Annotated in this window: 27 protein-coding genes and 1 pseudogene; 22 read left to right on the top strand and 6 right to left on the bottom strand. The window is 57.4% G+C overall.

Translation table 11 applies throughout. The annotated features are described in order from the left end of the window. Positions 1-120 (top strand): annotated as a pseudogene (locus VEB01_RS01220) (IS110 family transposase); the annotation flags it as partial. A 53-nt stretch (positions 121-173) separates the two neighbouring features. On the opposite strand, the gene VEB01_RS01225 reads toward VEB01_RS01220, so the two are convergent. Beyond that, positions 174-812: a hypothetical protein gene (locus tag VEB01_RS01225; RefSeq protein ID WP_324872282.1), complete on the bottom strand. Its 639-nt coding sequence runs from the start codon at positions 810-812 to the stop codon at positions 174-176. Between the two features lie 775 nt (positions 813-1,587). Between VEB01_RS01225 and VEB01_RS01230 the strand changes: the two genes are divergently transcribed. The 15 genes from VEB01_RS01230 (at position 1,588) to VEB01_RS01300 (ending at position 13,356) form a co-directional block, all read left to right on the top strand. Next, the gene (locus tag VEB01_RS01230; RefSeq protein WP_324872283.1) at positions 1,588-3,132 is read left to right on the top strand and encodes a porin; all 1,545 of its coding nucleotides are present in this window, start codon (positions 1,588-1,590) and stop codon (positions 3,130-3,132) included. A gap of 67 nt (positions 3,133-3,199) precedes the next feature. Beyond that, entirely contained in the window at positions 3,200-4,012 is an 813-nt protein-coding gene (gene modA / locus VEB01_RS01235) for a molybdate ABC transporter substrate-binding protein (RefSeq protein WP_324872284.1), read from the top strand. Then, positions 4,009-4,188, top strand: coding sequence for a hypothetical protein (locus tag VEB01_RS01240; RefSeq protein ID WP_324872285.1), 180 nt, complete (start codon positions 4,009-4,011; stop codon positions 4,186-4,188). Before modA ends, VEB01_RS01240 begins: the two co-directional genes overlap by 4 nt. Next, a complete protein-coding gene (locus VEB01_RS01245; protein ID WP_324872286.1) occupies positions 4,185-4,598 on the top strand; it encodes a TOBE domain-containing protein in 414 nt (137 codons plus the stop codon). Before VEB01_RS01240 ends, VEB01_RS01245 begins: the two co-directional genes overlap by 4 nt. After that, positions 4,588-5,259: a molybdate ABC transporter permease subunit gene (modB, locus tag VEB01_RS01250; protein WP_324872287.1), complete on the top strand. Its 672-nt coding sequence runs from the start codon at positions 4,588-4,590 to the stop codon at positions 5,257-5,259. The genes VEB01_RS01245 and modB overlap by 11 nt, the downstream gene beginning before the upstream one ends. Further along, positions 5,259-6,167, top strand: a complete 909-nt coding sequence (locus VEB01_RS01255) for an ATP-binding cassette domain-containing protein (protein WP_324872288.1) — start codon at positions 5,259-5,261, stop codon at positions 6,165-6,167. Before modB ends, VEB01_RS01255 begins: the two co-directional genes overlap by 1 nt. A gap of 14 nt (positions 6,168-6,181) precedes the next feature. Then, the gene (locus tag VEB01_RS01260) at positions 6,182-6,997 is read left to right on the top strand and encodes a TOBE domain-containing protein (RefSeq protein WP_324872289.1); all 816 of its coding nucleotides are present in this window, start codon (positions 6,182-6,184) and stop codon (positions 6,995-6,997) included. 147 nt (positions 6,998-7,144) lie between these two features. Next, a complete protein-coding gene (locus VEB01_RS01265; protein WP_324872290.1) occupies positions 7,145-7,486 on the top strand; it encodes an ArsR/SmtB family transcription factor in 342 nt (113 codons plus the stop codon). Continuing rightward, entirely contained in the window at positions 7,483-7,986 is a 504-nt protein-coding gene (locus VEB01_RS01270) for an arsenate reductase ArsC (protein WP_324872291.1), read from the top strand. The genes VEB01_RS01265 and VEB01_RS01270 overlap by 4 nt, the downstream gene beginning before the upstream one ends. Before the next feature lie 51 nt (positions 7,987-8,037). Next, positions 8,038-8,610, top strand: a complete 573-nt coding sequence (gene arsD / locus VEB01_RS01275) for an arsenite efflux transporter metallochaperone ArsD (RefSeq protein WP_324872292.1) — start codon at positions 8,038-8,040, stop codon at positions 8,608-8,610. A 9-nt stretch (positions 8,611-8,619) separates the two neighbouring features. Then, positions 8,620-10,404: an arsenical pump-driving ATPase gene (arsA, locus tag VEB01_RS01280; RefSeq protein WP_324872293.1), complete on the top strand. Its 1,785-nt coding sequence runs from the start codon at positions 8,620-8,622 to the stop codon at positions 10,402-10,404. Positions 10,405-10,449: 45 nt separating this feature from the next. Beyond that, positions 10,450-10,893, top strand: coding sequence for an ArsI/CadI family heavy metal resistance metalloenzyme (locus VEB01_RS01285; protein WP_324872294.1), 444 nt, complete (start codon positions 10,450-10,452; stop codon positions 10,891-10,893). Continuing rightward, positions 10,890-11,381: an arsenate reductase ArsC gene (locus VEB01_RS01290; protein ID WP_324872295.1), complete on the top strand. Its 492-nt coding sequence runs from the start codon at positions 10,890-10,892 to the stop codon at positions 11,379-11,381. Before VEB01_RS01285 ends, VEB01_RS01290 begins: the two co-directional genes overlap by 4 nt. 20 nt (positions 11,382-11,401) lie before the next feature. After that, a complete protein-coding gene (gene arsB, locus VEB01_RS01295) occupies positions 11,402-12,541 on the top strand; it encodes an ACR3 family arsenite efflux transporter (RefSeq protein ID WP_324872296.1) in 1,140 nt (379 codons plus the stop codon). Continuing rightward, the gene (locus VEB01_RS01300) at positions 12,538-13,356 is read left to right on the top strand and encodes a class I SAM-dependent methyltransferase (protein WP_324872297.1); all 819 of its coding nucleotides are present in this window, start codon (positions 12,538-12,540) and stop codon (positions 13,354-13,356) included. The genes arsB and VEB01_RS01300 overlap by 4 nt, the downstream gene beginning before the upstream one ends. A 53-nt stretch (positions 13,357-13,409) precedes the next feature. Here the strand turns inward: VEB01_RS01300 and VEB01_RS01305 are convergent, their stop codons facing one another. Next, complete coding sequence (locus VEB01_RS01305; RefSeq protein ID WP_324872298.1) at positions 13,410-13,589, bottom strand: hypothetical protein; 180 nt, start codon at positions 13,587-13,589, stop codon at positions 13,410-13,412. 35 nt (positions 13,590-13,624) lie between these two features. Here VEB01_RS01305 and VEB01_RS01310 point away from each other — a divergent pair, with 35 nt between their 5' ends. Both VEB01_RS01310 and VEB01_RS01315 read left to right on the top strand, forming a co-directional pair. After that, complete coding sequence (locus tag VEB01_RS01310; protein ID WP_324872299.1) at positions 13,625-14,158, top strand: FAD-dependent oxidoreductase; 534 nt, start codon at positions 13,625-13,627, stop codon at positions 14,156-14,158. 291 nt (positions 14,159-14,449) lie between these two features. Next, positions 14,450-14,812, top strand: a complete 363-nt coding sequence (locus VEB01_RS01315; protein WP_324872300.1) for a YceK/YidQ family lipoprotein — start codon at positions 14,450-14,452, stop codon at positions 14,810-14,812. Positions 14,813-15,102: 290 nt separating this feature from the next. Here VEB01_RS01315 and VEB01_RS01320 read toward each other — a convergent pair whose 3' ends face one another. Genes VEB01_RS01320 through VEB01_RS01330 form a run of 3 tightly spaced genes read right to left on the bottom strand, consistent with a single transcriptional unit; the run spans position 15,103 to position 17,561 of the window. Continuing rightward, the gene (locus VEB01_RS01320; RefSeq protein WP_324872301.1) at positions 15,103-16,542 is read right to left on the bottom strand and encodes a hypothetical protein; all 1,440 of its coding nucleotides are present in this window, start codon (positions 16,540-16,542) and stop codon (positions 15,103-15,105) included. Continuing rightward, positions 16,508-17,089, bottom strand: coding sequence for a nucleoid-associated protein (locus VEB01_RS01325; protein WP_324872302.1), 582 nt, complete (start codon positions 17,087-17,089; stop codon positions 16,508-16,510). Before VEB01_RS01325 ends, VEB01_RS01320 begins: the two co-directional genes overlap by 35 nt. Continuing rightward, positions 17,028-17,561, bottom strand: a complete 534-nt coding sequence (locus tag VEB01_RS01330) for a hypothetical protein (RefSeq protein ID WP_324872303.1) — start codon at positions 17,559-17,561, stop codon at positions 17,028-17,030. Before VEB01_RS01330 ends, VEB01_RS01325 begins: the two co-directional genes overlap by 62 nt. Positions 17,562-17,875: 314 nt before the next feature. Here VEB01_RS01330 and VEB01_RS01335 point away from each other — a divergent pair, with 314 nt between their 5' ends. The 4 genes from VEB01_RS01335 (at position 17,876) to VEB01_RS01350 (ending at position 22,842) form a co-directional block, all read left to right on the top strand. Continuing rightward, positions 17,876-20,092, top strand: coding sequence for a hypothetical protein (locus VEB01_RS01335; protein ID WP_324872304.1), 2,217 nt, complete (start codon positions 17,876-17,878; stop codon positions 20,090-20,092). A 271-nt stretch (positions 20,093-20,363) separates the two neighbouring features. Beyond that, on the top strand, positions 20,364-20,849 hold the full coding sequence (locus tag VEB01_RS01340) for a hypothetical protein (protein ID WP_324872305.1): 486 nt from the start codon (positions 20,364-20,366) through the stop codon (positions 20,847-20,849). 224 nt (positions 20,850-21,073) lie between these two features. Beyond that, positions 21,074-21,886 (top strand): alpha/beta fold hydrolase, encoded by an 813-nt coding sequence (locus VEB01_RS01345; RefSeq protein WP_324872306.1) that lies wholly within the window; start codon positions 21,074-21,076, stop codon positions 21,884-21,886. Between the two features lie 734 nt (positions 21,887-22,620). After that, positions 22,621-22,842 carry a hypothetical protein gene (locus VEB01_RS01350; protein ID WP_324872307.1) on the top strand — a complete coding sequence of 74 codons (222 nt, stop codon included), beginning with the start codon at positions 22,621-22,623 and terminating at the stop codon, positions 22,840-22,842. Positions 22,843-22,977: 135 nt separating this feature from the next. On the opposite strand, the gene VEB01_RS01355 is transcribed toward VEB01_RS01350, so the two are convergent. Beyond that, positions 22,978-23,943 carry a CvpA family protein gene (locus VEB01_RS01355; RefSeq protein ID WP_324872308.1) on the bottom strand — a complete coding sequence of 322 codons (966 nt, stop codon included), beginning with the start codon at positions 23,941-23,943 and terminating at the stop codon, positions 22,978-22,980. Positions 23,944-23,977: the final 34 nt, after the last annotated feature.

Consider the following 23,977-nt stretch of genomic DNA (forward strand, 5'->3'; position numbering starts at 1 on the left):
GCGCTTTCGGGTAAACCCGCCAAGCTCATCATCGGCGCCATGATGCGCAAGCTTTTGCAGGTCGCCTTCGGCGTCCTCAAATCCGAAAAACCCTTCGATCCAGCCCTGCATGGCGCTTGACCCGGATAACAGTATCTACAACCAAGGAAAGTCCCGCCCCCAAGAAACCTCGCCTATTCACACATACTTTTAAGCTGAGCGAGCGATTGCGCCATCTGCTGTTCGCATGTCCGGCGAGCATCCCCCGTTGCGCCGGCGCAGGCTTTCTTCGGGTCCATCTGGACCATCTGCGCTTTCATCGCCTTGCAGGCCTCGCTGTTCTTATCGAAGCTGACCACCGGTTTCCCGCTGTTTCCCTGGCAAGGCCCTTCATAGGTGTAACGCGAGGTCATGGCGAACGAGCCTTCCGCGCCCTTGCCATTGGCTTCGATGACGAATGAACGAGGTCCCTCGCGGGTTATGGTGCTGCGATAGACGCCGCTATCCTCGCACGTGGTCTCATAAACGGCGCGATTGTCCGTGTTTTCGAGAATTTTGCCGCGACAAGCTTTGGGACCCTGCTGCTGCTCGCTCTTCTTGGCCATGTCCATGAGGCTGTCCATGCACATCGTCATGCTCTTCGGCATGGCGCTTGCGCCCTCTCCGTTGTCTTCCATGCCGTCGAACTTGAGAATCTCCATGCGCCATTGACCCTTTTGGGCCGGAGCGTCGCGAAACACTTTGGGCGTGGGCATTTCTTCCGCGGCAACGGCGGACACGCCGCCCGCGATCAACAAAAGCCCCACGACACCGAACTTACCGATCTTGTTCACAGATATCTCCTATGGAAAAAGCACTCAGGGCACCGGCAGGCAACAACGCCGGTTCCGGTGCCCGAAAGCTTAGCCAAGTTCGCGCCTTACGGCCTAAAGCGCATAGCTCTCCTTTGTCCGATTGCGTGCAACATGACAGTCGCTATTTGTGCGAAACCCGACATTCCTTTAGCCGCAGTATCCACTGACAATTGCCGTTCAAGCGCTTCGCATCGGTATGTATATTTATATATAGCGGCATGCTAGCAGGACGATAAACCGTGACTGAAAACGCATTTCCATCGGACATTCAACAATATGCATGCAGGTTTGTGGTTGTCACGGTAAGAATATGGCCGAAAACAACGTTCCGATTCATGTTGCTGGTGTAGGTGGGTTAGGCGCGCACCGCACCGAATCTGGAAAGTTCCTGTGGTGTTTCCGCGCGCCGTAACCCACCAGGCAAGGCCGCGGAACCGGTGGGTTACGGCGCGCGGAGAGTCCTGCGGCCATGGCATGGTTCGTGGCCGTGCGCGCCTAGCCCACCATCGATGGGTTTCGCTTCGCTCTACCCATCCTACAATCGTTTTCGAGTAGAACGGGATGTTATTGGCGGCCAAATCCTAAGCAAGCCATTACCAGGCAGTCCGCGCTCGCCGATCTAGTTACCCCAATTTTGGCCCCGCTTTTGCTTGATCTTCGTTATTACTACACAGTAATAACGATCATCGCGATCGGAGACTTCGTGGAAAGTGCTGTCGCAGCTTACCGGCAAAACCAATTGGGGAAACATCTCGTGACGATAAAAACAAAAACAGCGCTCGCCGTCGCTTGTCACGGCTTACTCCTTGTCGCGCCTGACGGCGCTTCGGCGGCCACCATGGAGGAACGCATGCAGGCGATGGAGCGGCGCCTTATGGAAATGGAAGATCGCCTGGAACAATCGGAAAAGGAAAATACACAACTCCGCAAACAGATCGCTGCGAAGACGCAGGAAACGAATCCGACGAGCCTCCCTGTTGCCGTGCCTGGTGGCGAGGTGAAGGCGCTGAACGACAAGGTCGCCACGCTAGAGAAAAAAATCGAGCTGGATCGCAAGGCGACAGCGGAAGCGGCGAAGAATGCGCCTAAAATCGATATGAACGGCAACGGCCTGGTCATCAAATCCGCCGACGAGAACTATCGCCTGAGCCTCCGCGCCTATGCCCAGGCCGACGGCAACTTCTTCATGGATGATTCGTCCGGCGACACGATTCCAGACAAGTTCACCATCCGCCGCGCCCGCCTGACCATCGACGGCACCTTCTTCAAATGGGCGGATTTCCGTTTTTCGCCTGATTTCGGCCAAGGCAATCTGCGCCTCTTCGACGCCTTCGCCGATCTACACTATTTTCCGTACGCCAGTCTGATGGCGGGTAAATTCAGACCGCCGGTCAACGGCCTGGAACGCCAGCAAGGGGCGCCCAATATCGCGTTCGTCGAGCGCGCCTTGACCCAGAACCTGACTCCGGCGCGAGACATCGGCGTGATGCTGCACGGCCAGATTCCCTATCCCGGCTATAGCACGCAGTACACGATATTGCCGGTGTTCCGGGAGTTCTTAGGGTATCAACTGGGCGTCTTCAATGGTGCCCGCGACGGGGGAAACACGGACAGCGAGCGGGAAGACAACAAGGAATTCGCCGGCCGTCTTTTTTCCCATCCGTTCCTGCACAGCGGCATCCCGGCTTTGGAAGGCTTGGGCGTCGGCATTGCCGGCAGTTGGGGGCAGCCCAGGCGGAACAGCTTGAACAATCTGGTTTCGGCCGGACAGCAGGCCTTCCTGACTTATAACCCGAATATCACCGCTTCCGGAGACGCCTACCGTGTCACGCCCCAGGCTTATTGGTACTGGGGACCGTTCGGACTGCTGACCGAGTACGTCATTTCATCGCAACGCCTGGCCAATAGCACGAGAACCAGGACCGCGCGCCAGGACAATACCGCTTGGCAAGTGCAGAGCTCTTATGTGCTGACCGGCGAAAGGAACTCGTTCTTCGGGATCAAACCGGCCCGGAACTTCGCCCCCTTCGCCGGCACCTGGGGCGCTTTCCAGATCGCCGCCCGCTGGGGCGAACTGGATGTGGACGACGATACCTTCAAATTCAACGGGGTCTTCGTCAATCCATCCACATCGGCCAGCAAAGCCACCGAGTGGGCGCTCGGCTTGAACTGGTATATCAACGGCAATATCAAGTTCATGGCCGATTACGCCCAGACTTATTTTGACAGCGGCGCAGCCCGGGACCGGGATCGTCCGACCGAAAAATTGTTCCTGACCCGGTTTCAGTACCAGTTCTGATCCACGACTCGAAAATCGGGACAGTTGTGAAAAACCTCGATCTTTTCAATCCATTGGGAATTCAGCCATGAATCGTTTTTTGTTGATTTTTTTGCTCCTTCTGCTGACCATAGGCCACTCTGCCCAGGGCGCCGAGCCGGTCAGGCTCACCATCGCCGCCGCGGCAGATCTCAAGTATGCAATGGACGAGGTCGTGAAAGCCTTCAAAGACCAACATCCTGAGGCGATGGTGGATCTCGTCACCGGCTCATCGGGCAAGTTTTACGAACAAATCGCTCACGAAGCGCCTTTCGACATCTTCTTTTCGGCCGACGTCAAGTTTCCCGAAAAGCTCAAGGAACAGGGCTTGACCGCTTCCGAGGTGCGGATGTACGCCCGCGGCCGCATCGTTCTCTGGAGCGCGAACATGAATGCCGGCAAGATGACGCTTCAGGACCTGGCCGACCCCAGGATCAAGCAAATCGCCATAGCCAATCCCAAACATGCGCCTTACGGCCAGCGTGCTCAGGAAGCCTTGGAAAATGCCGGTCTTTGGACCAAAGTACAGAACAAGCTGGTATTCGGCGAAAACATCGCGCAGACGGCGCAGTTCGCGGAAACCGGGGCAGCGGACGTCGGCCTCATCGCCCTGTCGCTCGCGGTAAGCCCTAGCCTCACGGCAAAAGGCGGGTACTACCTCATTCCCGAAACCCTGCACGAACCCCTCGACCAAGCTTACGTCCTCCTCAAGAGAGCCGAGAAAAATGCGTTAGCCGGCGCTTTCGCCGATTTCGTCGCCAGCGAGCCGGCCCGCGCCATCTTCCGCAGCTACGGCTTCATTCTGCCGGGCGAAGCTTTGCCTGGCGCCGCCGAGCCCGAAAGCAGGAGGTCATCGCAATGAAAGAGATGAAACCCGGATTGCTGCTCGTTTGCTTGTGGTTAGCGTTCGGCCAGGGCGTAATGATCCTCAAGCACGGTCAGATTCACCACAGAGCGGCTTCGCATCGGTTTTACGACTTTTTGTCCTCGCCCATGGCGCGAGCCATTTTCACCCGCTTGGGTCATCTTCTACCATGAATCGGCTCCCGGCCCGGATTACCGCCATCGCCAGTCAAGGGGGCATCTCCCTGGTAGATGTGGCGGTGGCGGAGGATACCCTGACCGCCATTATGGTCGAAACGCCGGCAACCGCGCCTTATCTGACCGTGGGAGGAGATGTCTCGGTGATGTTCAAGGAAACGGAGGTCTCCCTCGCCAAGGGGCTTTCGGGCCGCCTGAGCCTGCGCAATCGTTTGAAAGCCGTGGTACGAAACATCAACAAGGGCGAACTGCTGGCCGAGGTGGAACTGGACTATAAAGGACATCGACTGATCTCCATTATTACCAGCCGGGCTATCGACCGCCTGGAGCTGACCGTGGGCGATCATGTCGAAGCCCTGATCAAGGCCAACGAAGTGATGCTTGGGGAGGCGACCCATGGCCTATGACTGGCAACCTTTGATCCTCACCCTCAAGCTCGCCACGGTCACGACGGCGATATTGATCCTCATCGGTGTGCCCCTCGGTTACTGGCTGGCTTTCGGCCGCTTCCGCCTCAAGGCCGTGGTGGAAACCCTGGTCGCCATGCCATTGGTTCTGCCGCCTTCGGTGCTCGGATTCTATCTCCTGCTTGCCTTCAGTCCGAAAAACGCCTTCGGCCGCTTTTTGGATGACACGCTGGGGCTGCGGCTGGTGTTCAGCTTCGAAGGGCTGGTGGTAGCCTCCGTGCTCTTCAGCATGCCGTTCATGGTCCACCCGGTGCAGTCGGGTTTTCAGAACCTGCCGCGCAGCCTCATGGAAGCGGCTTATACGCTGGGGCTGTCCAAATGGCAGACATTGATACGTATTCTTCTGCCGAACATTAAGCCGTCCTTGCTTGCCGGGGTAGTAATCAGCTTCGCCCATACTATCGGCGAGTTCGGAGTCGTGCTGATGATGGGCGGCAGTATTCCCGGCGTGACCAAAGTAGCGTCCATCGCCATTTATGACGAGGTTGAATCCCTCAATTACTCAGCCGCCAACTTTTATGCGTTCATTCTGTTCGCGGTCAGCTTTTCGATCCTGCTCGCGGTGTTTTTCTTCAATAAACGCGCATTGAGACCGCTCTGATGCTGGAGCTGTCGCTGCGAAAACACCTGCACACGGCGGAAGGGAACGTGACGCTGAATCTCGAGTTCGAAGTCGAGACAGGACAGTTTCTGACCTTATTCGGGCGATCAGGCGTGGGAAAAACCACCTGCTTGCGCTGCATCGCCGGGCTGACGGAGCCCGATCACGGAAGAATCGTCGTAGGCGGCGAGGTGTGGTTCGACCGGAACCGACGCATCAACGTCCCGCCCCAGAAACGCGGAGTCGGTTTTGTGTTCCAGGATTATGCCCTCTTTCCCAATCTGAGCGTGCGCGAGAACCTCCACATCGCGTTGGCGGACCCTAAAGACGAGCACTATGTGGATGAACTCTTGAACCTAATGGGCATCAAGGAGCTGGAACGGCGTCTTCCGGCCACCCTGTCCGGGGGACAACAGCAGCGGGTAGCGCTGGCGCGGGCTTTGGCCCGTAGACCTCGGCTATTGCTGCTCGACGAGCCGCTTTCCGCCTTGGACGGTGAAACCCGGCTCCGTCTTCAGAATGAAATCCTGGGAATACACCGCCATTTGCACATGACCACGCTGATGGTCAGCCATGATCTCGGCGAAGTCTACAGGCTGTCCAATCAGGTCATCGTCATCGAGGGCGGCCAAGCGGTTGTCCGCGGCCGACCCGCCGAGGTTTTCAGCAATCGCCGGATCAGCGGGAAATTTCAGTTTACCGGCGAAGTGCTCGCGATCGATCGCAACGACGTCGTATTCACTCTCTCGATCCTGATCGGTAACCGGGTGGTGCAAGTGATCGCCACTGCGCAAGAAATGCAGGATATCCAAGTCGGCGACACGGTAATGCTGGTTTCCAAGGCATTCAATCCGATCGTGATGAAAGTGGATCGGAATCCCGGCCGTACCTCGCGACCCAGTTCATGAAAGGCCATCGATTAATGACGAATCCAAGTCCCGAGAAAGTCGATCCGCCCTCCTTGGTAGAGGGCGAATTGCGCCTCGCCGGCGGCCTCAATGAGCGCCTCTTTCGGCTGCTCGCGGCAATCGAGAAGACCGGTTCGATCAACCGGGCGGCCAAAGATGTCGGCTTGAGCTATAAAGGCGCTTGGGAAATGGTGGAGCGGGCCAACAACCTTTCTCCCCGAATTCTGGTTTCCACCGCAGTCGGCGGCCGGCACGGAGGCGGCACGAAGCTCACTGGCGGCGGCCGGGAATTATTGGAACTCTTTACCAGACTACAGGAAGAGCACCGCCGCTTCCTGGATTCGAAAAATCGGCAATTGGCGGACAACCCGAATCTCGTTTTCTTATTCAGGAGATTAAACGTGAAAGCAAGCGCGCGTAACCAGTTCTTCGGCAAAGTGACCGATATCCGCACCGGCGCGGTCACCGTGGAGGTGTGCATCGGTCTCAAGGGCGGTGACACCATCGTGTCGTCCATCACCAAGGAATCGGCGGAGTCGCTCGGCATCAGAAACGGTGACGACGTGATAGCCCTGATCAAGGCCCCGCTGGTCATGATCGTCAAGGATTTCGGCGGATACCGCCTGTCGGCGCGCAATCAGTTGAAAGGCACGGTCAAACGCATTCAAAAAGGCGCGGTGAATTCCGAGATCGTGATCGAACTGGCGGGGGGCGACTCGGTAGCCGCTACGATAACCAATGAAAGCATGGATTCGATGGGACTCCGCGGAAGCGATACGGCGTACGCCGTGTTCAAGGCGGGGTCGGTCGTTCTCGGGGTTGCCACCTAGAAGGTGGGCTTTCCGCGGGTATCGGCTTCCCGCTAAAACACAACTCTGAAATATGTAGGACACGATTACGCGGATCAGAGCGGCCCCTGAACCTTTCAGGCGTAAATAACGCTTGCTGTTATTTTATGTTTCTATAATAATTGAACCATGGAAATTAAATTTATAGTCACCGCGCTTGCAGCGCTCGCCCAAGATTCCCGCTTGGCTATCTTCCGCTTGTTGGTGCAGGCCGGGCCTGAAGGCCTATCCGCCGGGAAAATCAGCGAGGCGCTGGGCATTCCGCCCTCTTCGCTCTCCTTCCACATGAAGGAACTCGCCCACGCCGATCTCGTTTCGTCCCGGCAGGAAAGCCGTTACGTCATTTATTCGGCGAATTTCCGGACCATGAACGAGCTGCTCGGCTTTCTGACCGAAAACTGCTGCGGCGGCAAGCCCTGCAAGCCGACCGCCACATCCGACTGCACCAGCATCGAGGAGACCCAGGCATGAGTGAAAAAACCTTCAATGTCCTTTTCCTGTGTACCGGTAACTCGGCGCGCAGCATCATGGCGGAAGCCTTGCTGAACACCATGGGTTCGGATCATTTCCATGCCTTCAGCGCGGGCAGTCACCCGACGGGAACGGTCAACCCATTCGCCCTGGAAAGATTGGAAAAAGAGCGAATTCCCACCGAGGGCGCGCGGAGCAAGAGCTGGAATGAATTCGCTCGACCGGCGGCACCGGTCCTGGATTTCGTCATCACCGTCTGCGACAACGCGGCGGGAGAGGTGTGCCCGGCCTGGCCAGGACAGCCGATCACGGCCCATTGGGGTGTGCCCGATCCGGCAGCGGTCGCCGGTTCGGATGGCGAGAAACGCCTGGCCTTCAGCAAGGCATTCGCCGTTCTCCATCGGCGCGTCTCCTTGTTCACGAGTCTCAATCCCGCAAGCTTGGAGCGGCTCGCGCTGGAACAAAAAGTCCGCGAGATCGGGCGCGTAGTCGAGACCTGAAGCAGAGATTTTCCACGCATCAGCCACTTGTTTAACTTAGGAGATACCCGGATGAAAAAGCTAGAAATTTACGAACCGGCCATGTGCTGCAGCACCGGCGTGTGCGGTGTCGAGGTGGATCCCGTCCTCGTGCAGTTCGCCGCCGATTTCCAGTGGTTGTCCGAACAAGGCGTGGAGGTCGCCCGCTATAACCTGTCCCAAGTCCCTCAGGCGTTTGCGGCGAACCCCGTCGTGAAAGCTTCGCTGGAGAAAGAAGGTAACGAATGCCTGCCTCTGATCCTGGTGGACGGTCAGATTGGCAGCAAGGGGAGATATCCGGCCCGAGAGGAATTGGCGTGTCTGTCAGGCGTGGGCATGGGAACGCCTGCACCAAGTATTTACACGGACGCCGTCGCCGAGCTCGTTGCGATCGGTGCTGCTATCTCAGCCAACTGCGAGCCATGTTTCAAGTACCACTTTCAGCAGGCCAAGAAGCTGGGTGTCTCGCGCGAGGACATGATGCGCGCCGTGAAAACTGCCCAGAGTGTGAAGGAGACACCCGCAAAAGCGATGCTGCAACTGGCACACCGTTTTCTCGAAGGAGACCCGGTCGAGCTTCCCGTTGTACAGAGTTGCCGCGGCTAAGATATTGCAATGACGAACACGACGTTCCTCGAACAGCCTCCGCGCTTCCTGTTCTTCACCGGCAAGGGCGGCGTCGGCAAGACATCGATGGCCTGCGCCACGGCGATTCAACTGGCGGAAAGCGGCAAACGCGTCTTGCTCGTCAGCACCGATCCGGCCTCCAATGTGGGGCAGGTGTTCGGCGTCACGATCGGCAACCGCATGACGCCGCTGGACGCCGTTCCGGGCCTCTCCGCCCTGGAAATCGACCCGCAGGCGGCGGCGCAGGGCTACCGCGACCGTATCGTCGGCCCGGTGCGCGGCGTCTTGCCCGACGCCATCGTCAAGGGGATCGAGGAACAGCTCTCCGGCGCTTGCACGACCGAAATCGCCGCCTTCGATGAATTCACGGCGCTGCTGACCGATTCCGCTCTGGTGGCGGGCTACGATCACATCGTGTTCGACACGGCGCCGACCGGGCACACCATCCGCTTGCTGCAACTGCCGGGAGCCTGGAGCGGCTTTCTGGAAGCGGGCAAGGGTGACGCCTCGTGTCTCGGTCCGCTGGCCGGTCTGGAAAAACAGCGGGCGCAATACAAGGCGGCGGTGGAAGCCTTGGCCGATTCCAACCGCACCCGGCTGATCCTAGTGGCCCGCGCCCAGCAAGCCACATTGCGGGAAGTGGCGCGCACCCATGAGGAACTCGCCGCCATCGGGCTGACGCAGCAGCATCTGGTGATCAACGGCATCCTGCCGCCCGGCGAGGCCGAGGACGATCCGCTCGCCGCCGCCATCGTGCGCCGCGAACAGGTCACCCTGGCCGAAATTCCCGAGTCGTTGCAGGCACTGCCCCGCGATCAGGTCGCGCTCAAGCCCTTCAATCTCGTCGGGGTAGACGCGCTTCGCCGCTTGTTGACTCCTGAATCATCGCTATCAACACCCGTCCATGGGGCATCGTGGATACTGAACGCCCCCGACCTGAACAGCCTGGTCGAGCCTATAGCCGCCGACGGCCATGGCTTGGTGATGCTCATGGGCAAGGGCGGCGTGGGCAAGACCACTCTGGCCGCGGCCATCGCCGTGGCGCTGGCGCGGCGCGGACTGCCAGTGCATCTCACCACCTCGGATCCGGCTGCGCATCTGGCCGAGACGCTGCCCAACGTGCCCGACAACCTGGCGGTGAGCCGCATCGACCCCCAGGCCGAGACCGAACGCTACCGTGCGCACGTGCTGGAAACCAAGGGCAGCACCCTCGACGCACAAGGCCGCGCCTTACTCGAAGAGGATCTGCGCTCGCCTTGCACCGAGGAAATCGCCGTTTTCCAGGCTTTCTCGCGCATCATCCGCGAGGCGGGCCGAAAGTTCGTGGTGATGGACACGGCACCCACCGGCCACACCCTGCTGCTGCTCGACGCGACGGGAGCCTACCACCGCGAGGTCACCCGCCAGATGAATGCCACGAGCCTGCACTACACCACGCCGATGATGCGGCTGCAGGACCCGGAACAGACCAGGGTAATCATCATCACCCTGGCGGAAACGACGCCGGTGCTGGAAGCGGCCAACCTCCAGGCTGACCTCGAACGCGCCGGCATCGAGCCTTGGGCCTGGATCGTCAATCAGAGCCTCGCCGCCGCCCAGACCCGCTCGCCGCTGCTGCGACAACGGGCGCTGAACGAACGCGCGCAGATCGAGGAGGTAGCCGCCGGGCACGCCGTGCGCTACGCGGTGGTCGCGCTTCAGGAAGAGGAGCCAGTCGGCGCCGAACGCTTGCGGGCACTGACCGAAATGCCGGCAGACGCCGCTGCCACATGAGTGAAATCAAGAGAGCCGCAAATTTTACTTATCGGAGCATTCGCCATGAAAAGATTCCATGTCCACATCGCCGTCGATGATCTCGAAAAGAACATCCGTTTCTACAGCGCCTTATTCCAAACCGAGCCCAGCGTCCGGGAAACCGACTATGCCAAGTGGATGCTGGACGATCCGCGCATCAACTTCGCCATCTCCGCACGGGGAAGCAAATCTGGCCTGGATCATTTGGGGATACAGGTCGAATCCACCGAAGAATTGGAAGCGGTGCAACAAGGGCTGACAACCGCCGCCTTGCCGGTCGCGGCGCAGAAGCAGGCGGCCTGCTGCTATGCCCAATCCGACAAATACTGGACGGTCGATCCCCAAGGCATCGCCTGGGAGGCCTTTCACTCGTTGAGCACCATCCCGATGTTCGGCGAAGACACGGCCATACAACTCAAATCCGCTTCGAACTGTTGCAACCCCTCCCAACAAGGAATCCGTACGTGAACCCGCGTCCGCTCGATGTTCTCGTTCTCTGCACCGGCAATTCCTGCCGCAGCATCCTCGGCGAAGCTCTGATCAACCACTTAGGGAAGGGCCGCTTGCGCGCCTTCAGCGCCGGGAGCCATCCGACCGGCCGGGTCAACCCGAACGCCCTGGCAACGCTGTCGCGTCACGGTCTGCCGACCGAAGGCTATGCCAGCAAGTCTTGGGATGCGCTCGAAGAGACGCCGATCGATATCCTGATTACGGTCTGCGATTCGGCGGCGGGGGAAACCTGCCCGGTTTACCTGGGATCGGCCGTTCGGGGTCATTGGGGCTTGCCCGACCCGGCCCACGTCACCGGCAATCCCGAAGTCATCGAGGCCGCTTTCGAGGCGACTTATTCCGCCCTGGAGAAGCGTATCCGCCAACTGCTGGCGCTGCCGGTGGAAACGATGTCCCGGTCCGAACTGACCGAGGCGCTGAATCGGATCGGCGCGGGAACCCTTTGAATAGCTTGAGAGCTACCGTCATGAACAAAGAAATATCCATCAATTCCGACCGGACTCTTCACCCGCCAGCTTCAGCCCGCGAGTCCCGCAAGCGGCTGGATTTCGTGGCGCGGTTTCTGACGCTGTGGATTTTTGTGGCCATGGCGGGCGGGGTCGCGCTGGGCTATTTCGTCCCCGGCGTCACCCAATGGCTGACCCGGTTTCAGGTGGGAACCACTTCCATTCCCATCGCCATCGGCCTCATCCTGATGATGTATCCGCCGCTGGCCAAGGTGCGCTACGAGGAACTGCCCCAGGTCTTCAAGAACCTCAAGGTCTTGACGCTCTCCCTGATCCAGAACTGGGTGATCGGCCCGATCCTGATGTTCGCGCTGGCCATCCTGTTTCTTCGGGACTACCCGGAATACATGGTGGGCCTGATCATCATCGGCCTCGCCCGCTGCATCGCCATGGTCCTGGTCTGGAACGATCTGGCCCGGGGCGATACCGAATATTGCGCGGGGCTGGTGGCGTTCAACTCCATCTTTCAGATGCTGTTCTTTTCCCTCTACGCCTATGTTTTCGTCACCGTCCTGCCCGACTGGCTGGGAATCGCATCGGGCCTCGAAGTATCGATCACCATTCTCCAGGTCGCCGAAAGCGTGTTGATCTATCTGGGAATTCCTTTTTTCGGCGGCATGCTCACCCGTTTTTTTCTGGTGCGGCGCAAAGGCCGGCAGTGGTATGAGGAAAAATTCATCCCCAAGATCAGCCCTCTAACCCTAATCGCCCTCTTGTTCACCATCCTGGTGATGTTCTCGCTCAAGGGCGAATACATTGTGCAGCTGCCCCTGGATGTGGCGCGCATCGCCATCCCCCTGGTCCTCTATTTCATCATCATGTTCTTGGCCACGTTTTACATGTCGGCCAAGGCGGGAGCCGGGTATCGCATCAGCACCACCCTGTCGTTCACCGCCGCCAGCAATAATTTCGAATTGGCCATCGCCGTGGCCGTGGCGGTTTTCGGTCTCCAGTCGGGGCAGGCCTTCGCCGCGGTCATCGGCCCTCTGGTGGAGGTTCCGGTGCTGATCGGCCTGGTCAAGGTGGCCCTTTACTTCAGGCAAAAATATTTCACGCCCGGCGACCGAGCCGCCGAACCAATCGCGGAAAGACTCTCATGAATGACCTGAAAGAAGCAAAAGCCCGAGCCGCCAGAGCCTACAACGCCGCAGCCGACTATTTCGACCATCCCGTCAGTTCCTTTTGGCACCGCTTCGGAAAACAAACCGTAGAGCGGATCAACCTTCTTCCCGGCGAACGGGTGCTGGATGTCTGTTCCGGAAGCGGGGGTTCCGCATTGCCTGCGGCGGAACGGGTAGGCCCGAATGGCAACGTGGTCGCGGCCGATCTTGCGGAAAACCTGATTGCCTTGGCTCGAGCCAAGGCGAACGCCAGGGGTTTGGAGAACATCGAATTCCGGGTCGGCGACATGCTTGCCCTGGGCTATCCGGATGCCGGTTTCGACGCGGTGGTCTGCGTCTTCGGCATCTTCTTCGTTCCGGACATGGCTGCAGCGGCCAGGGAGTTATGGCGCATGGTCCGCCCCTGCGGCCGTCTGGCCATCACCACCTGGGGACCTAAGCTCTTCGAGCCGGCCAACGGCGCTTTCTGGGATCTCATCCGCCAGGAACGGCCCGATCTCCATCGCAGCTTCAATCCCTGGGACCGCATTTCCGAACCGTCCGGCTTACGCGAAATGCTTGCGGACGCGGGTGTACACACTGCGAACATCGTCGCGGAACCCGGCACTCATCCCTTGAACGCGCCGGACGACTGGTGGGCCATCGCTATGGGCAGCGGCTACCGGGGCACCCTGGAGCAATTGGATGCCGAGACCTTCGCCCGAGTGCGCGAGGGCAATCTGTTCCGCCTTCACCAGGAGCGGGTAAGCGCCATAGAGACGAACGTCATTTATGCCGTGGCCACGAAAAGCTGATTCCGATCCTGATACGCCAGCATAAGGCTGCGGTGGCCAATGCCTCGCACGCGTTAATCGTGGGTGGGGGATTCATCGGTCTGGAAATGGCCGATCAGGTGTTGCCGCCGCTCGATCCGGAAATGGCCGGTTACGCCGCCGAAAGGCTGATAAGCCACGGCGTCAGCCTGGGGCTTCGCGAAGGTGTCGCGGCCTTCGACAAGCGCCCGGAGCGCGGTTTGAACGTGCGACATCCAAGGGCGAAACGCTCGCTGCCGACCTGGTCATCATGGGAATCGGCGGGCGCCCGGATTCGGAGCTGGCGACCGCCGCCGGATTGGAATTAGGCGCCCTCGGCGGCATTCGCGTCAATGAGTACACGCGCATCAGCGATGCCGCTATCTGGGCCGTGGGCGACGTGGTCGAAGTCAAAAATCGAGTTACTGGGAAATGGCAACTGGTCCCGCTGGCCGGGCCCGCCAACCGGCAGGGACGCATCGCGGCTACGGCCATACTTCACCACTTTTCGTGCAGCAACGGCGAGACGCCGCCTCTGGCTTTCGAGGGCGTTCTCGGAACCGCCGTGTGCGAAGTGTTCGGCCTGACAGTGGCGGTTACAGGCGCCAACGCACAAAATCTTCCTCTCGAAACCTTGCGCGACCGGCTTCACGAACTGCCCCGCGATCGGGACATCTGGCTAGTCTGCGGTGTCGGACAACGCGCCTATTACGCCTTTCGGGTATTGATGCAGAACGGCCTTCAGGTCAAAGTGCTTTCCGGCGGCATGCAGACCTATCAGTCCCGGATGCAAGCGAGTGGCTGAGAAGGGTAAGCACCGTAGGCGGAATAGAGGGACGAAACCCGGCGACATTTGACATGAAGGTCTGCTTGATCATAGTTTGGTAAACGATCACGCCCGAACCGATGGCGCAGCCGACGGGTCTCACCAAACAGATATCAAGTTGAAATGCCCGCCGGAAAAGGCCGCCATCATCGCGGACAAGCTTTGCCGTTCTTCCCGTTGCTTCTCCAGAATGGGCGGTTCCGGTCAGTCCGCTTCCGAAGGCTCCGGTTCCCATAACGGTATTCCTGTTATCCGTTCAAAGGAAAAGCGATGAAAGCTGACGTTGGAAAATGGGCCGTCATTGTTCTCTTGAGCGTTCTCGCCACCGGCTGTTCGAGCATACGTGCGAGAACGGAAACACCCGCGACGGAATGGAAGATTTACCCCGGCGTTCGGCAAGACGTGAAAGAGATGGGCGAAATTTTCAGCGGCGAGCGTCCACAACCGGGATGGCTCAACGGGCTAGTGGCATCCATTCTTATCTTCGACCTGCCTTTCTCGTCCGTCTTCGATACTTTCGTATTGCCATACGACCTGAATCGCGTCCGTAATCCGGAAGCTTCTCAAGTAGCCCCCGACACATCCAAAGGATCGCCGGACCGGGAATCGCAGGAAATTGAAGAAGACAGATGACTGTCGGCGGCTTTTCGAAAAATAGGGGGCGATTACCGGATTTGGTTGCTGTCTTCGTTCAGCCATACGAACCAGGGTGGCCAAGGCCTGAGCGCCTCAAAAAGGTCGCGCTTTGGCCGATAGTCGTGCTCGTGTTAGCCCAAAATCGTTTTGGTCAACCTGGAGACCCTTCGTTAACCGAGGCGGACAGTCCTGATTTGGCAGGAACTTCAGGCCTGCTTGGTGCTGCGGCCGGCAAAAAACAAAGAAGTGGTCCGAAACGAAAGACCCGCGCTTATGCGGCATGCCTACTACAAGTGAGTTGTCAACCAACTCCAGGCTTTGCTCCAATTCCTACTGATGTGTTCAACAAGTAGGCCGTCTTCCATCCACTGGATCTCCACGGTGATACCAATCAAAAGGGCAAAAACAACTACCAAGACTACGATAGTTGTGCGTGCTTGCGTATTTCGATATGCCGCGACGGCATCTGTGAGAGGTTTGTCCGCCAGTGTTTGGTAGTCATCGTCATCCAAAAATGCATAGAGTTTGGTGCGCCACGACTTTCTTGATGTCTCGACGATATCCAAAAATCTTCCGTAAGTGGCAACGGTAATGACGTATGAAGTAACGATATAGATTGCGACAAGAAGATAGATTGCAGCAAAACCAAAAGTACCTTTACCTGCTTTTGTGCCGTCCATAGCAACGCGAATACCAACCACTCCGATCGCAATTGCCACGTCACGCCATACAGCGCTCGATAAATCTCGCGCTTGTTGAAGGAGTTTCTGGACTTCGTCGGCAAGCGTTTTCCGAAGATCGGCCAAAGCCTTGAGGGTATCTTTGCTTCCAGAACGCAGATGAGCCTTATAGACGAGACGCGCAGAATCGAGTGCGCCGACCAGACGCGATTCGAGGCCAACGCAGAAAGAGGCATCTGGGGTCCAGGCACGCGCTAGCTCCGCTGACAGAAACGTATGCCTGACTTCCACATCGTCCCCTTCCAAATAGACCCAAGTCGCCGCTTCCTGGAGAGCCTGAAACGGCACTTCATCAGCTTGAAAGGTGCCGAGATCAAGCCGCCGTGGCGGTTGCCCGGAGAGACCCACTTTTGAAATTCCTCCATCTTTATAGAGATCATTTGGCAGAGACTTCGCGATCATCTGGGCGGCAATTTCCTGCCAGATGGTGACAGCTTCGCAATTATCGGGAGCAGGTCCGGCCAGTATCCAAGGCTCAATTTGAGCGGGGGCCATTAAATCAGGCGATTGGCATCTGACCTGGCGCCTCGGACCGCTGTCACTTACTCGTCTTTCGTCTTGAAGTTCAAGCGTAGTTGGGGAATTGATCCAAGGCTCGATACTGAACGCCCTTGTATTAAAACCATTCTTGGTAAAAGCTAGCCTGACAGTCCTAGCCGAGGAAATCGCCAAATCTTTTTGAAGGAAAGAGCGCCAACCTTCGGGAGTGAAAAGATGAGGCGTGGCATCAGATGATTGAAATCTGAGACTTAATCGTTGTTTTTCACCTTCTCTGCCGTCTTTCGGCTCTATGGTATCTTGAGCTTCATCTTTGCATTCCAATGTGAGCCAAGAACATTGATCGTCGACAACGGCCTGCCAGGCCGATAAAGCGGCACGCGACATCGCCCCGCCGATCCAAAGATGGCCGGGATCCTCGCTGATATTGAAGTCAGCCGCAGCACGGCTGGCTTCAATTGCCTCGTGAACCTTTTTCAATGTCGACATCGTTTCTCGTAATTTGCGCCGTCACGATCACAATTTCTGTGCGACCATCGCCGTGAGGTCTTGTCTCCGGTTCATGTTCTTCATCGAAAATAATGTGAGTGCCTTCTACTGTTTCTAGCCGCCGACGTTTAGGCTTCGGAATGTGCTCCGGATCAATGTCGAATGTCTCCTCCGCAATTCCCTGTTCCTTCAATTTCCGCTTTAGCGTCTTGCGAACAGGCGCATCCTCAGCAACATGTCCAAAAATAGCCGTAATCAGTGGCTCTGGATTATCAGGATCAAAACGGTGTCCACCCTGACGCAGAACATCATAGATACGATTGACCCCGCTAGTCCGAATATCGGGAGGCAGTTCAGTTCGATGTTCTTTGAAGGTCTGCTTAAATGCCTCTACCACCTTACCGCTCATGTCTTCGGGTGAGTTCACACGGCGCGCCTCAAGAAATCCTTGAAAGTAATCAGAAATATGGGCCGGTTCACTTCTATCACGCACGACGATCTTGCCGCCTTGACCATCCGTAAGACGAACTAGAGCAATTTTTTGCATAGCCTCGGCCTTTACGCACGAAGCTTTCGCGAAATCGTTCTAGGCGCGGTACTTGAGGCCCATCTGTATCGTTCAATACATAACGAACAACATCTTCATTATCGTATTTAATAAGCGCATAGATTGTCTCGCCATCCCCCACGCTCAATTCGAAAACGAAGAATACCCCCATGCTCATCGTGCGAGAAAGGTGTAATCTCTGGAAATCTCTAGCTAAATTCTGAGTGTGCTCAGTAAAAACACCTTCATTCTTAGCGATTAAGCGCAGGATACGTTCAGCATTTGACAGTGGCTTAAACTCAAAGAGATTGCCCCGCAAAGCGGATTTCACGCGCTCTAAAAAGAAATCGGTATGCTGCGGAGGAGCAATCTCCTCGAGCAATATCGGTTCTTCGAGAGACTTACCAACCACATGGAAGATCATCCGTCTGATCGACAGCGCTTCCTTCTCTTCATCTGTCAATAAACTCATTCGCCCCCCTTGTCAGCCTCGACTACTCCCAAAACGCCCAGATTCACGGCTATTTTTCTATTGATTAAAAAATAATTATCGACAACACAAATAATATACAACGCTGGGCTCGAGCGGGTATGAGTGAACAGCCTTTCTGCTGTTTTTGCTAGTTCCCAAGCGGGAGCTTAGAAATCAGCAAAAGCCGTGGCCTTCGCCGCAGATTCCCGTGCAAGTGGCAAGGCGCGTAATTGCTGCCGCCTTCAAAGCAGGCGCTCCTCGAAAGCGGGTGCGTAGCGCCTGCTGAAATGTTTATTTGAGCGGAAAGGAAACGTATGAAAGCTGTCAGGTGCATCCTGCTTGTTTTGTTGGCGGCCATGGCTCCCGCGGTGTTGGCGGAACCCGGGAAGCGCGAATGCCGGTTCCCGGAGGACCCGTCTTATCCGGGGAACATTTTCGAGCCGCCGGCATGGCCTGTGACGGACCTCGAAACGTACGCGCGAGGTCGGCTAGGCGTGATCAAGCCGACCTACGATCATTTTTACCTGTTCATCGCCTATCGAAGCTTGGCTGGCTTGCCGATCACGCAGAACGACATAGAACGGCTCCGTCCCCACGATCCCTGCTGGTACACGGATGCACGCGCATTCTTCCACTATGAACCGACTGCCGAGGATAAATTCCAGTCTGCCTTGAGCAGCTGGCTGGATGTGCGGGCAAAGGTCGGCGCGCTTCCCGAAGTTCCGACGATCGAAGCCCGTGCGTCTCACCCTGAATACAGCTTCGTGGAATTTCTGAATTGTCACGCGGATGCGTTCAGAAACGCGGCCACGGTATTGAACAGCCTCTTGTCGACCTATGGGCAAAGCCCGGAAGTGCTCGACTGGGTTAAAGCTCAGGATCAGGTATTCGCCAATTGTGCGGCGCCGTCCGGTCAGCCTGCCGATGCGCCCGCGTCCGCGCCGAAATGGTTACGGCTGGATCGGGACTATCAAAAGGCCGCCGCTTATTTTTATGCCGGACGATATGACGAGGCGGTCAAGCAATTCGACGCCATTGCCATGACCGCCGATTCGCCATGGCGCGAAATTGCTCCCTATCTGGCGGCTCGTGCCGTTATCCGGTCGACCACCACTCAACAGCCGCCACAAGGCGGCTCCCTAGATCCCCAGAAGCTGGCCGAGGCCGAATCCCGCCTGAAAGCACTCCTGGACAAACCCGTCGGAGATGAACTGCGCAAGGACGTTGGGCGATTGCTGCAGTTCGTACAGCTTCGAACGCGACCGGACGAAGTTTTGCGTCGTCTCGACAGCGAACTGACGGCAAGCGAACTGCCGGATTTGATCGGGCAGGATGTGACCGACTATTGGATGGCCTACACCAAAGGGGAAGGCGAGGAATCGCCGTTGCCGTTCGCGTCGTGGTTGTCGGCCATGCGTCGTGGCAGTGACGCGGCCGGAGCTATCGAGCGGTGGCGGGAGAATCGTCAGTTACCTTGGTTGGTTGCCGCACTTCAATCGGCCGGGCCGGACACTCCCGGACTCGATGGAATCCTGGCCGATGCGGAAAAAATCCCTCCAGGCTCGGCTGCCTATTTGACGGTGCGGTATCACTTGGCGCGGCTGACCGGCGATCACGCGACAGCCATCGGTATTATCGACGATGTACTCAAGCTGCCGAACGGATCGGTCGGCATTCAGGATTCCAACGCGTTTAGGCGCATAGGGCTCGCACGGGCCGCAACGATCGCCGAGTTCGCCCGCTTCGCCCCTCGCACCAGTGCCATGTCGATATATGGGATTCCTCCCACGATCGACAGCGACTCGGTACGCATCTTCAACGAGGGGCTTCCGCTCGATGAACTGGCGCAAATCGCAGCCATGAAGAAACTGCCGGACAAGTTTCGCCACGAGCTGACGCTAGTGGTCTGGACGCGCGCATTCGTTCTCGAACGCTGGGATGTGCTAAGGCGATTCGCGCCCCGAATCAAACGCCTGATCCCCGAATCGGGAAATCTGGTCGACGATATGCTTCGAGGATCGAACGGAAACAGGCGCCGGGCCGTCGGTGCCATGCTGGTCGCGCGCTATCCAGGCATGGTCGGCAACATGAGCGACAAAATAACCTATTCGGTAAAGCTGGACGACTTCGCGCGGGCCAATGTGCGTCGCTCGATGGCCCAGGATGGAGAACGAGAGAACTGGTGGTGCGGCTTTCCCTCCAGTGTTTACTGGGCCGAGATGGGCTACGAAACGAGTGCGGAAGAACCGCCTCCCAAGTTTCTCTCACGAAAGTCGATCCAGGCGCTCCGGCTGGAACGACAGAAACTGCGCGAAACTCCCAATGCTACCGATTACCTCGCCAACCTGGTTACCGCATGGGCGAGAACGGCGCCGCGCGACCCGAGATTGCCGCAGGCCTTGCACATGTTGGTACGGTCATCCCGTGGAGGGTGCGTCCGCCAATCCAACTCCGGCGCCATGTTCAGGCATCTTCATAAGTATTTCCCGGACAATCCTTGGACCAAGATCACCAAAGTTCACTACCGGTAGGCATTCCAGCGGCACGCGCGCCCACTCCATGGCTCGATGAGTTTCAATCCAGGGTATAGAGAAATCCGGCGATATTCCTTGCATCCTGTTCGGTCATGCCCGGGTTGGGCATGGCGGTGAGCGGGTCTGCGTCCGGCGGGTTCAGAAGCCAGTGGAAAGTGAATACGGCTGGGCCGAGAAACGAACCGCAGCGATTACACAGCCGGCTTCATAATAATGGCTATATTTGTAAACTCACCTGCGGTGCTGACCTATCCGTTTCGGAGAAAAAATGATGAGCACATCCAATATGCTGATGCTATCCGTCGCTTTGACCGTTTGCTGCCTCGGCGCAGCAGTGGCGGATGAAGGAAAGGACGAGTCTGGAAAGGGAAAGGACAGGTACTACTTAGAGAAGGACTGGAAGGATAAGAAACACCGGGATGTTGAGAAGGACTGGAAGGATGATGGGCGTGGCTCTTACTTCCACGAGCATGGCTACACCCGTCTTGATATCCCTCCTGGACATTATCCTCCGCCGGGCGAGTGCCGCATCTGGTATCCGGATCGACCCGCCGGACACCAGCCCCCTCCCGGCAAGTGCTATCGGTTGCGCACCAAGGTTCCGCCGGGTGCCTGGCTCATCCGTCATCCGGAAGATAATGCCGAGCATGTCCATGTGATTGTCTATGACGACTATCGCCGCGGTGCCATCCGGGTAATCGGAGAGTTCGATATCGGTACGGGCGTATTTGTGGACATTGTCGTGGATAGATGATGCTCGACCCTGAACGGCTGCTCCTTTACACCGAGAAGTCATTCGCAAGCGGCTCATTAAGGAAACACGTCATCAACCCTCCCTTTTGACTTCGATCCCATCTTTTAAAAATTGAAGGACCGCTTCTGGCGGATCTGAAAAACGGCTTTTCTACAGCTTCGCTAGGTGTCGCGAAGGAACACAGAGGCATGGGTGACCGTCCTACAAGGAGGAGGATAGAACCAATGGAACGTGTCAACCTCAACGGTGTGGACCTTGAATATGACGTGCAGGGCGCGGGGGAGCCGTTGCTGCTGATTCATGGCAGTATCTTCGCGGATGCGTTTTTCCCCCTGCTTGTCGAGCCCCGTATCGCCAACAACTATCGCGTGATCTCGTATCACCGCCGCGGCTTTGCGGGCAGCACCCATGCCGGAGACCCATTCACGATAGAGCAGCAGGCCGCTGATGGCCGTGCCCTGCTCCGACACCTCGGCATTCCCCGAGCGCATATCGCCGGGCACTCCTATGGTGCCGCCATCGCGCTGCAGTGGGCGCTCGACGCTCCCGCAGAGGTGCAGAGCCTGGCACTTCTTGAGCCCCCACTCGTCGCGTCGGCTCCCTCAGGACCGACGTTCTGGGAAGAGATTGCGTCCGTCCGGGCGATGTATGAACGCGGGGACAAGGCGGGGGCGACCGATGCCTTCTGTGCTGGGGTGGCGGGACCAGAGTATCGTCAGGTCATCGACACGGTCTTGCCGTCTGGCGCGTTTGAGTTGGCGGTTACTGATCTCGACACCTTTTTCCAAGTCGAACTGCCAGCCTTGCACCAGTGGCGGTTCACCGCCGAGGAGGCCACGCGCATCCGACAACCCGTGCTATCGGTTGTTGGTAGCGAGACCGAGCCGGTCTTCAGAGAGAGCCATGCGCTGATCCAGCAGTGGATGCCACACGCCGAGATCCTGGTGGTGCCGCAGGCGACCCACGCGCTCCAGATGATGAATGCAAGCGGGGTTGCCGATGGCCTGGCACGTTTTTTCACCCTACACAAGCTATAAGGAGCTCGACCGTCAAGTGGAGGGTGTTCGTCCGGTGGAGATCCAGACCGGCGGTTGAGAATCCTACAGCGCGTTACCTGACGAAGGCAGGCAAGCGGCGCTCTCAGCGTCGGCTGCCTCCTGCTTTCGGGCGCACCTGATGCCCGGCGTTATGCTCCCGCTGATCCTCCGCTTTGCAACCAGCCGTTCACTTGTATTTGTTAACTGGCAGGTCGTGGCCGAATGCGGTCCATCCAAGGCTGGAATGACGTTAAGCCGCAAAGATCTAACCTGCTCATCAGAAGCCGAACATCCATTTCCCGGTCCAACTGCCGCTGCGGGACGACCGGTGCGGCGGTTGGATCGGTAAGGTCCGGGTTTAGCTGATGGTTTGATAAGGCTTCTTTAGCGAGCGCCTGTTCGGGAAAGGCACCCAGCACCTTCCTGTCCGCCGTCATGAGAGGTAACTGCGACCTCCGGGCAAGCCACACGAATTCGCAGTCGTAAGCGCTGCAGCCGGTTTTTGAATGGTCCTGATTCAGCTTTCACGGCAATATGTGATTCACACATACCGGAATATGTAAAAAAGGTATGCAAAATTGCGTATTGGAAGACTATAGGCTTTTCGTAACTATGGTACTCGGACTGAAAATCCGAGTATGGTGATTAAGAGCTGGATTGGGTATCAAGAGCGTCCCGAACATTTTTCAATTATGGAAAGGATCGCTCGCAAATCATTAACCGGGAGGAAGACCATGGAAAGAATCATTCAATCTCGTGACACAAGATCCAAAGCCAAGCAAATTTCATTGCTTTGGGCCAAGTGGCTTAGAAAAAACGGCAAGGAAGTTAAACGGGCCCAGCGAGTAGCGTTTGAATCGGATCTGGATTCCTTCTTGCGAAAGTATCCGGATTATTGGGGCGGGAATGAGATCGAGATGCGCTTAAACCCTATATCTACCGAGCATAATAATTGAACGATCCTCGACTTTAAATCAGGAATATTCCAGTTGAAAACCCGAATATTCCTAAGCGGCGGTCCGTGTAAATCTCCGCCGAGTACAACTACCGAGGAATAAATTTCGTTAAGACTCGTTTTAATTATCGGCCGGTTAATTGCGAAAATTTTGGGTCACCATCAAGCCGCGCACGCCGCCATCCATGATGCCGATGCCGATACGCCCGAATTGCGGTCGCAAGATATTCGCGCGGTGTCCGGGTGAGTTCATCAGGCCGGTGTGCGCGAGGTGAATGCTGGGGGCGAGGGCCAGGTTTTCACCAGCGATCAGAAAGCGCACCTTGGATTCGCGCATCCGGTCAAATGGGCTTTTGTCTTCCGGGGTGTAATGAGAAAAATAACTGCGCGTGAACATGTCGGCCGAATGGCCTCGGGCGACTTCGGTCAAGGCGGGGTCAAGCTTAAGCGGCGAGAGTCCGGCCGCGGCACGTTCACGGTTGACGTATTCAAGCATTTGTTTTTCAAGCACGGGTCTCGGCTGAGGGGTTTCGACTTTAAACGGCAACGGAATGTGCTCGTTCGATTCCGGGTAAATCGTGATCCGACGATTCAGCGTATGGGTGAGCGCATCCTCGAAAATCGGCATCAGGGCCGTTGTCAGTCTTTCGGCCAAGACAGCGAAGCGGTTGGCCGTCACGCTTTCGCGGGCGTCTTCGCGTAACTGGCCGGGCAGCGGCACAACAAACAACAAAGCGGCGGCAATGGCTGCCGTTATGAGCCCGTTGGTCAATCCCGGGAGTGTGCCGAGAAGGCGATTGAGGAGCCGTCGGTGAATATCGCGTGGCAAGCGTTTAAGCAGCGCATTCCCGAGCAGCCGAATCGTCAAGCTGGTAAGCAGAACAACCAGAAAAAACGCGGCAGGTTGCCGCCACACTTCGGATAAGCCCGTTTCCGAAGCCAGCAAACCCGCCACCGGTTGATAAAAGAACCAGCCCGCGAGCAAGCTGCCCAACCAGCGCAGAAGATTGAGAAAACCCAAGATAAAACCACGCCGCCATCCGCCCCAGACGCTGAGCAGAATCAGCAGAAAGAGAACAACGTCGATTACGTTAAAGACCATGTCGACAATCCCGTTACCGGCAAATGCAACTTAG

The organism is Methylocaldum sp. (assembly GCF_035627495.1).
In the GTDB taxonomy this organism is placed as follows: domain Bacteria; phylum Pseudomonadota; class Gammaproteobacteria; order Methylococcales; family Methylococcaceae; genus Methylocaldum.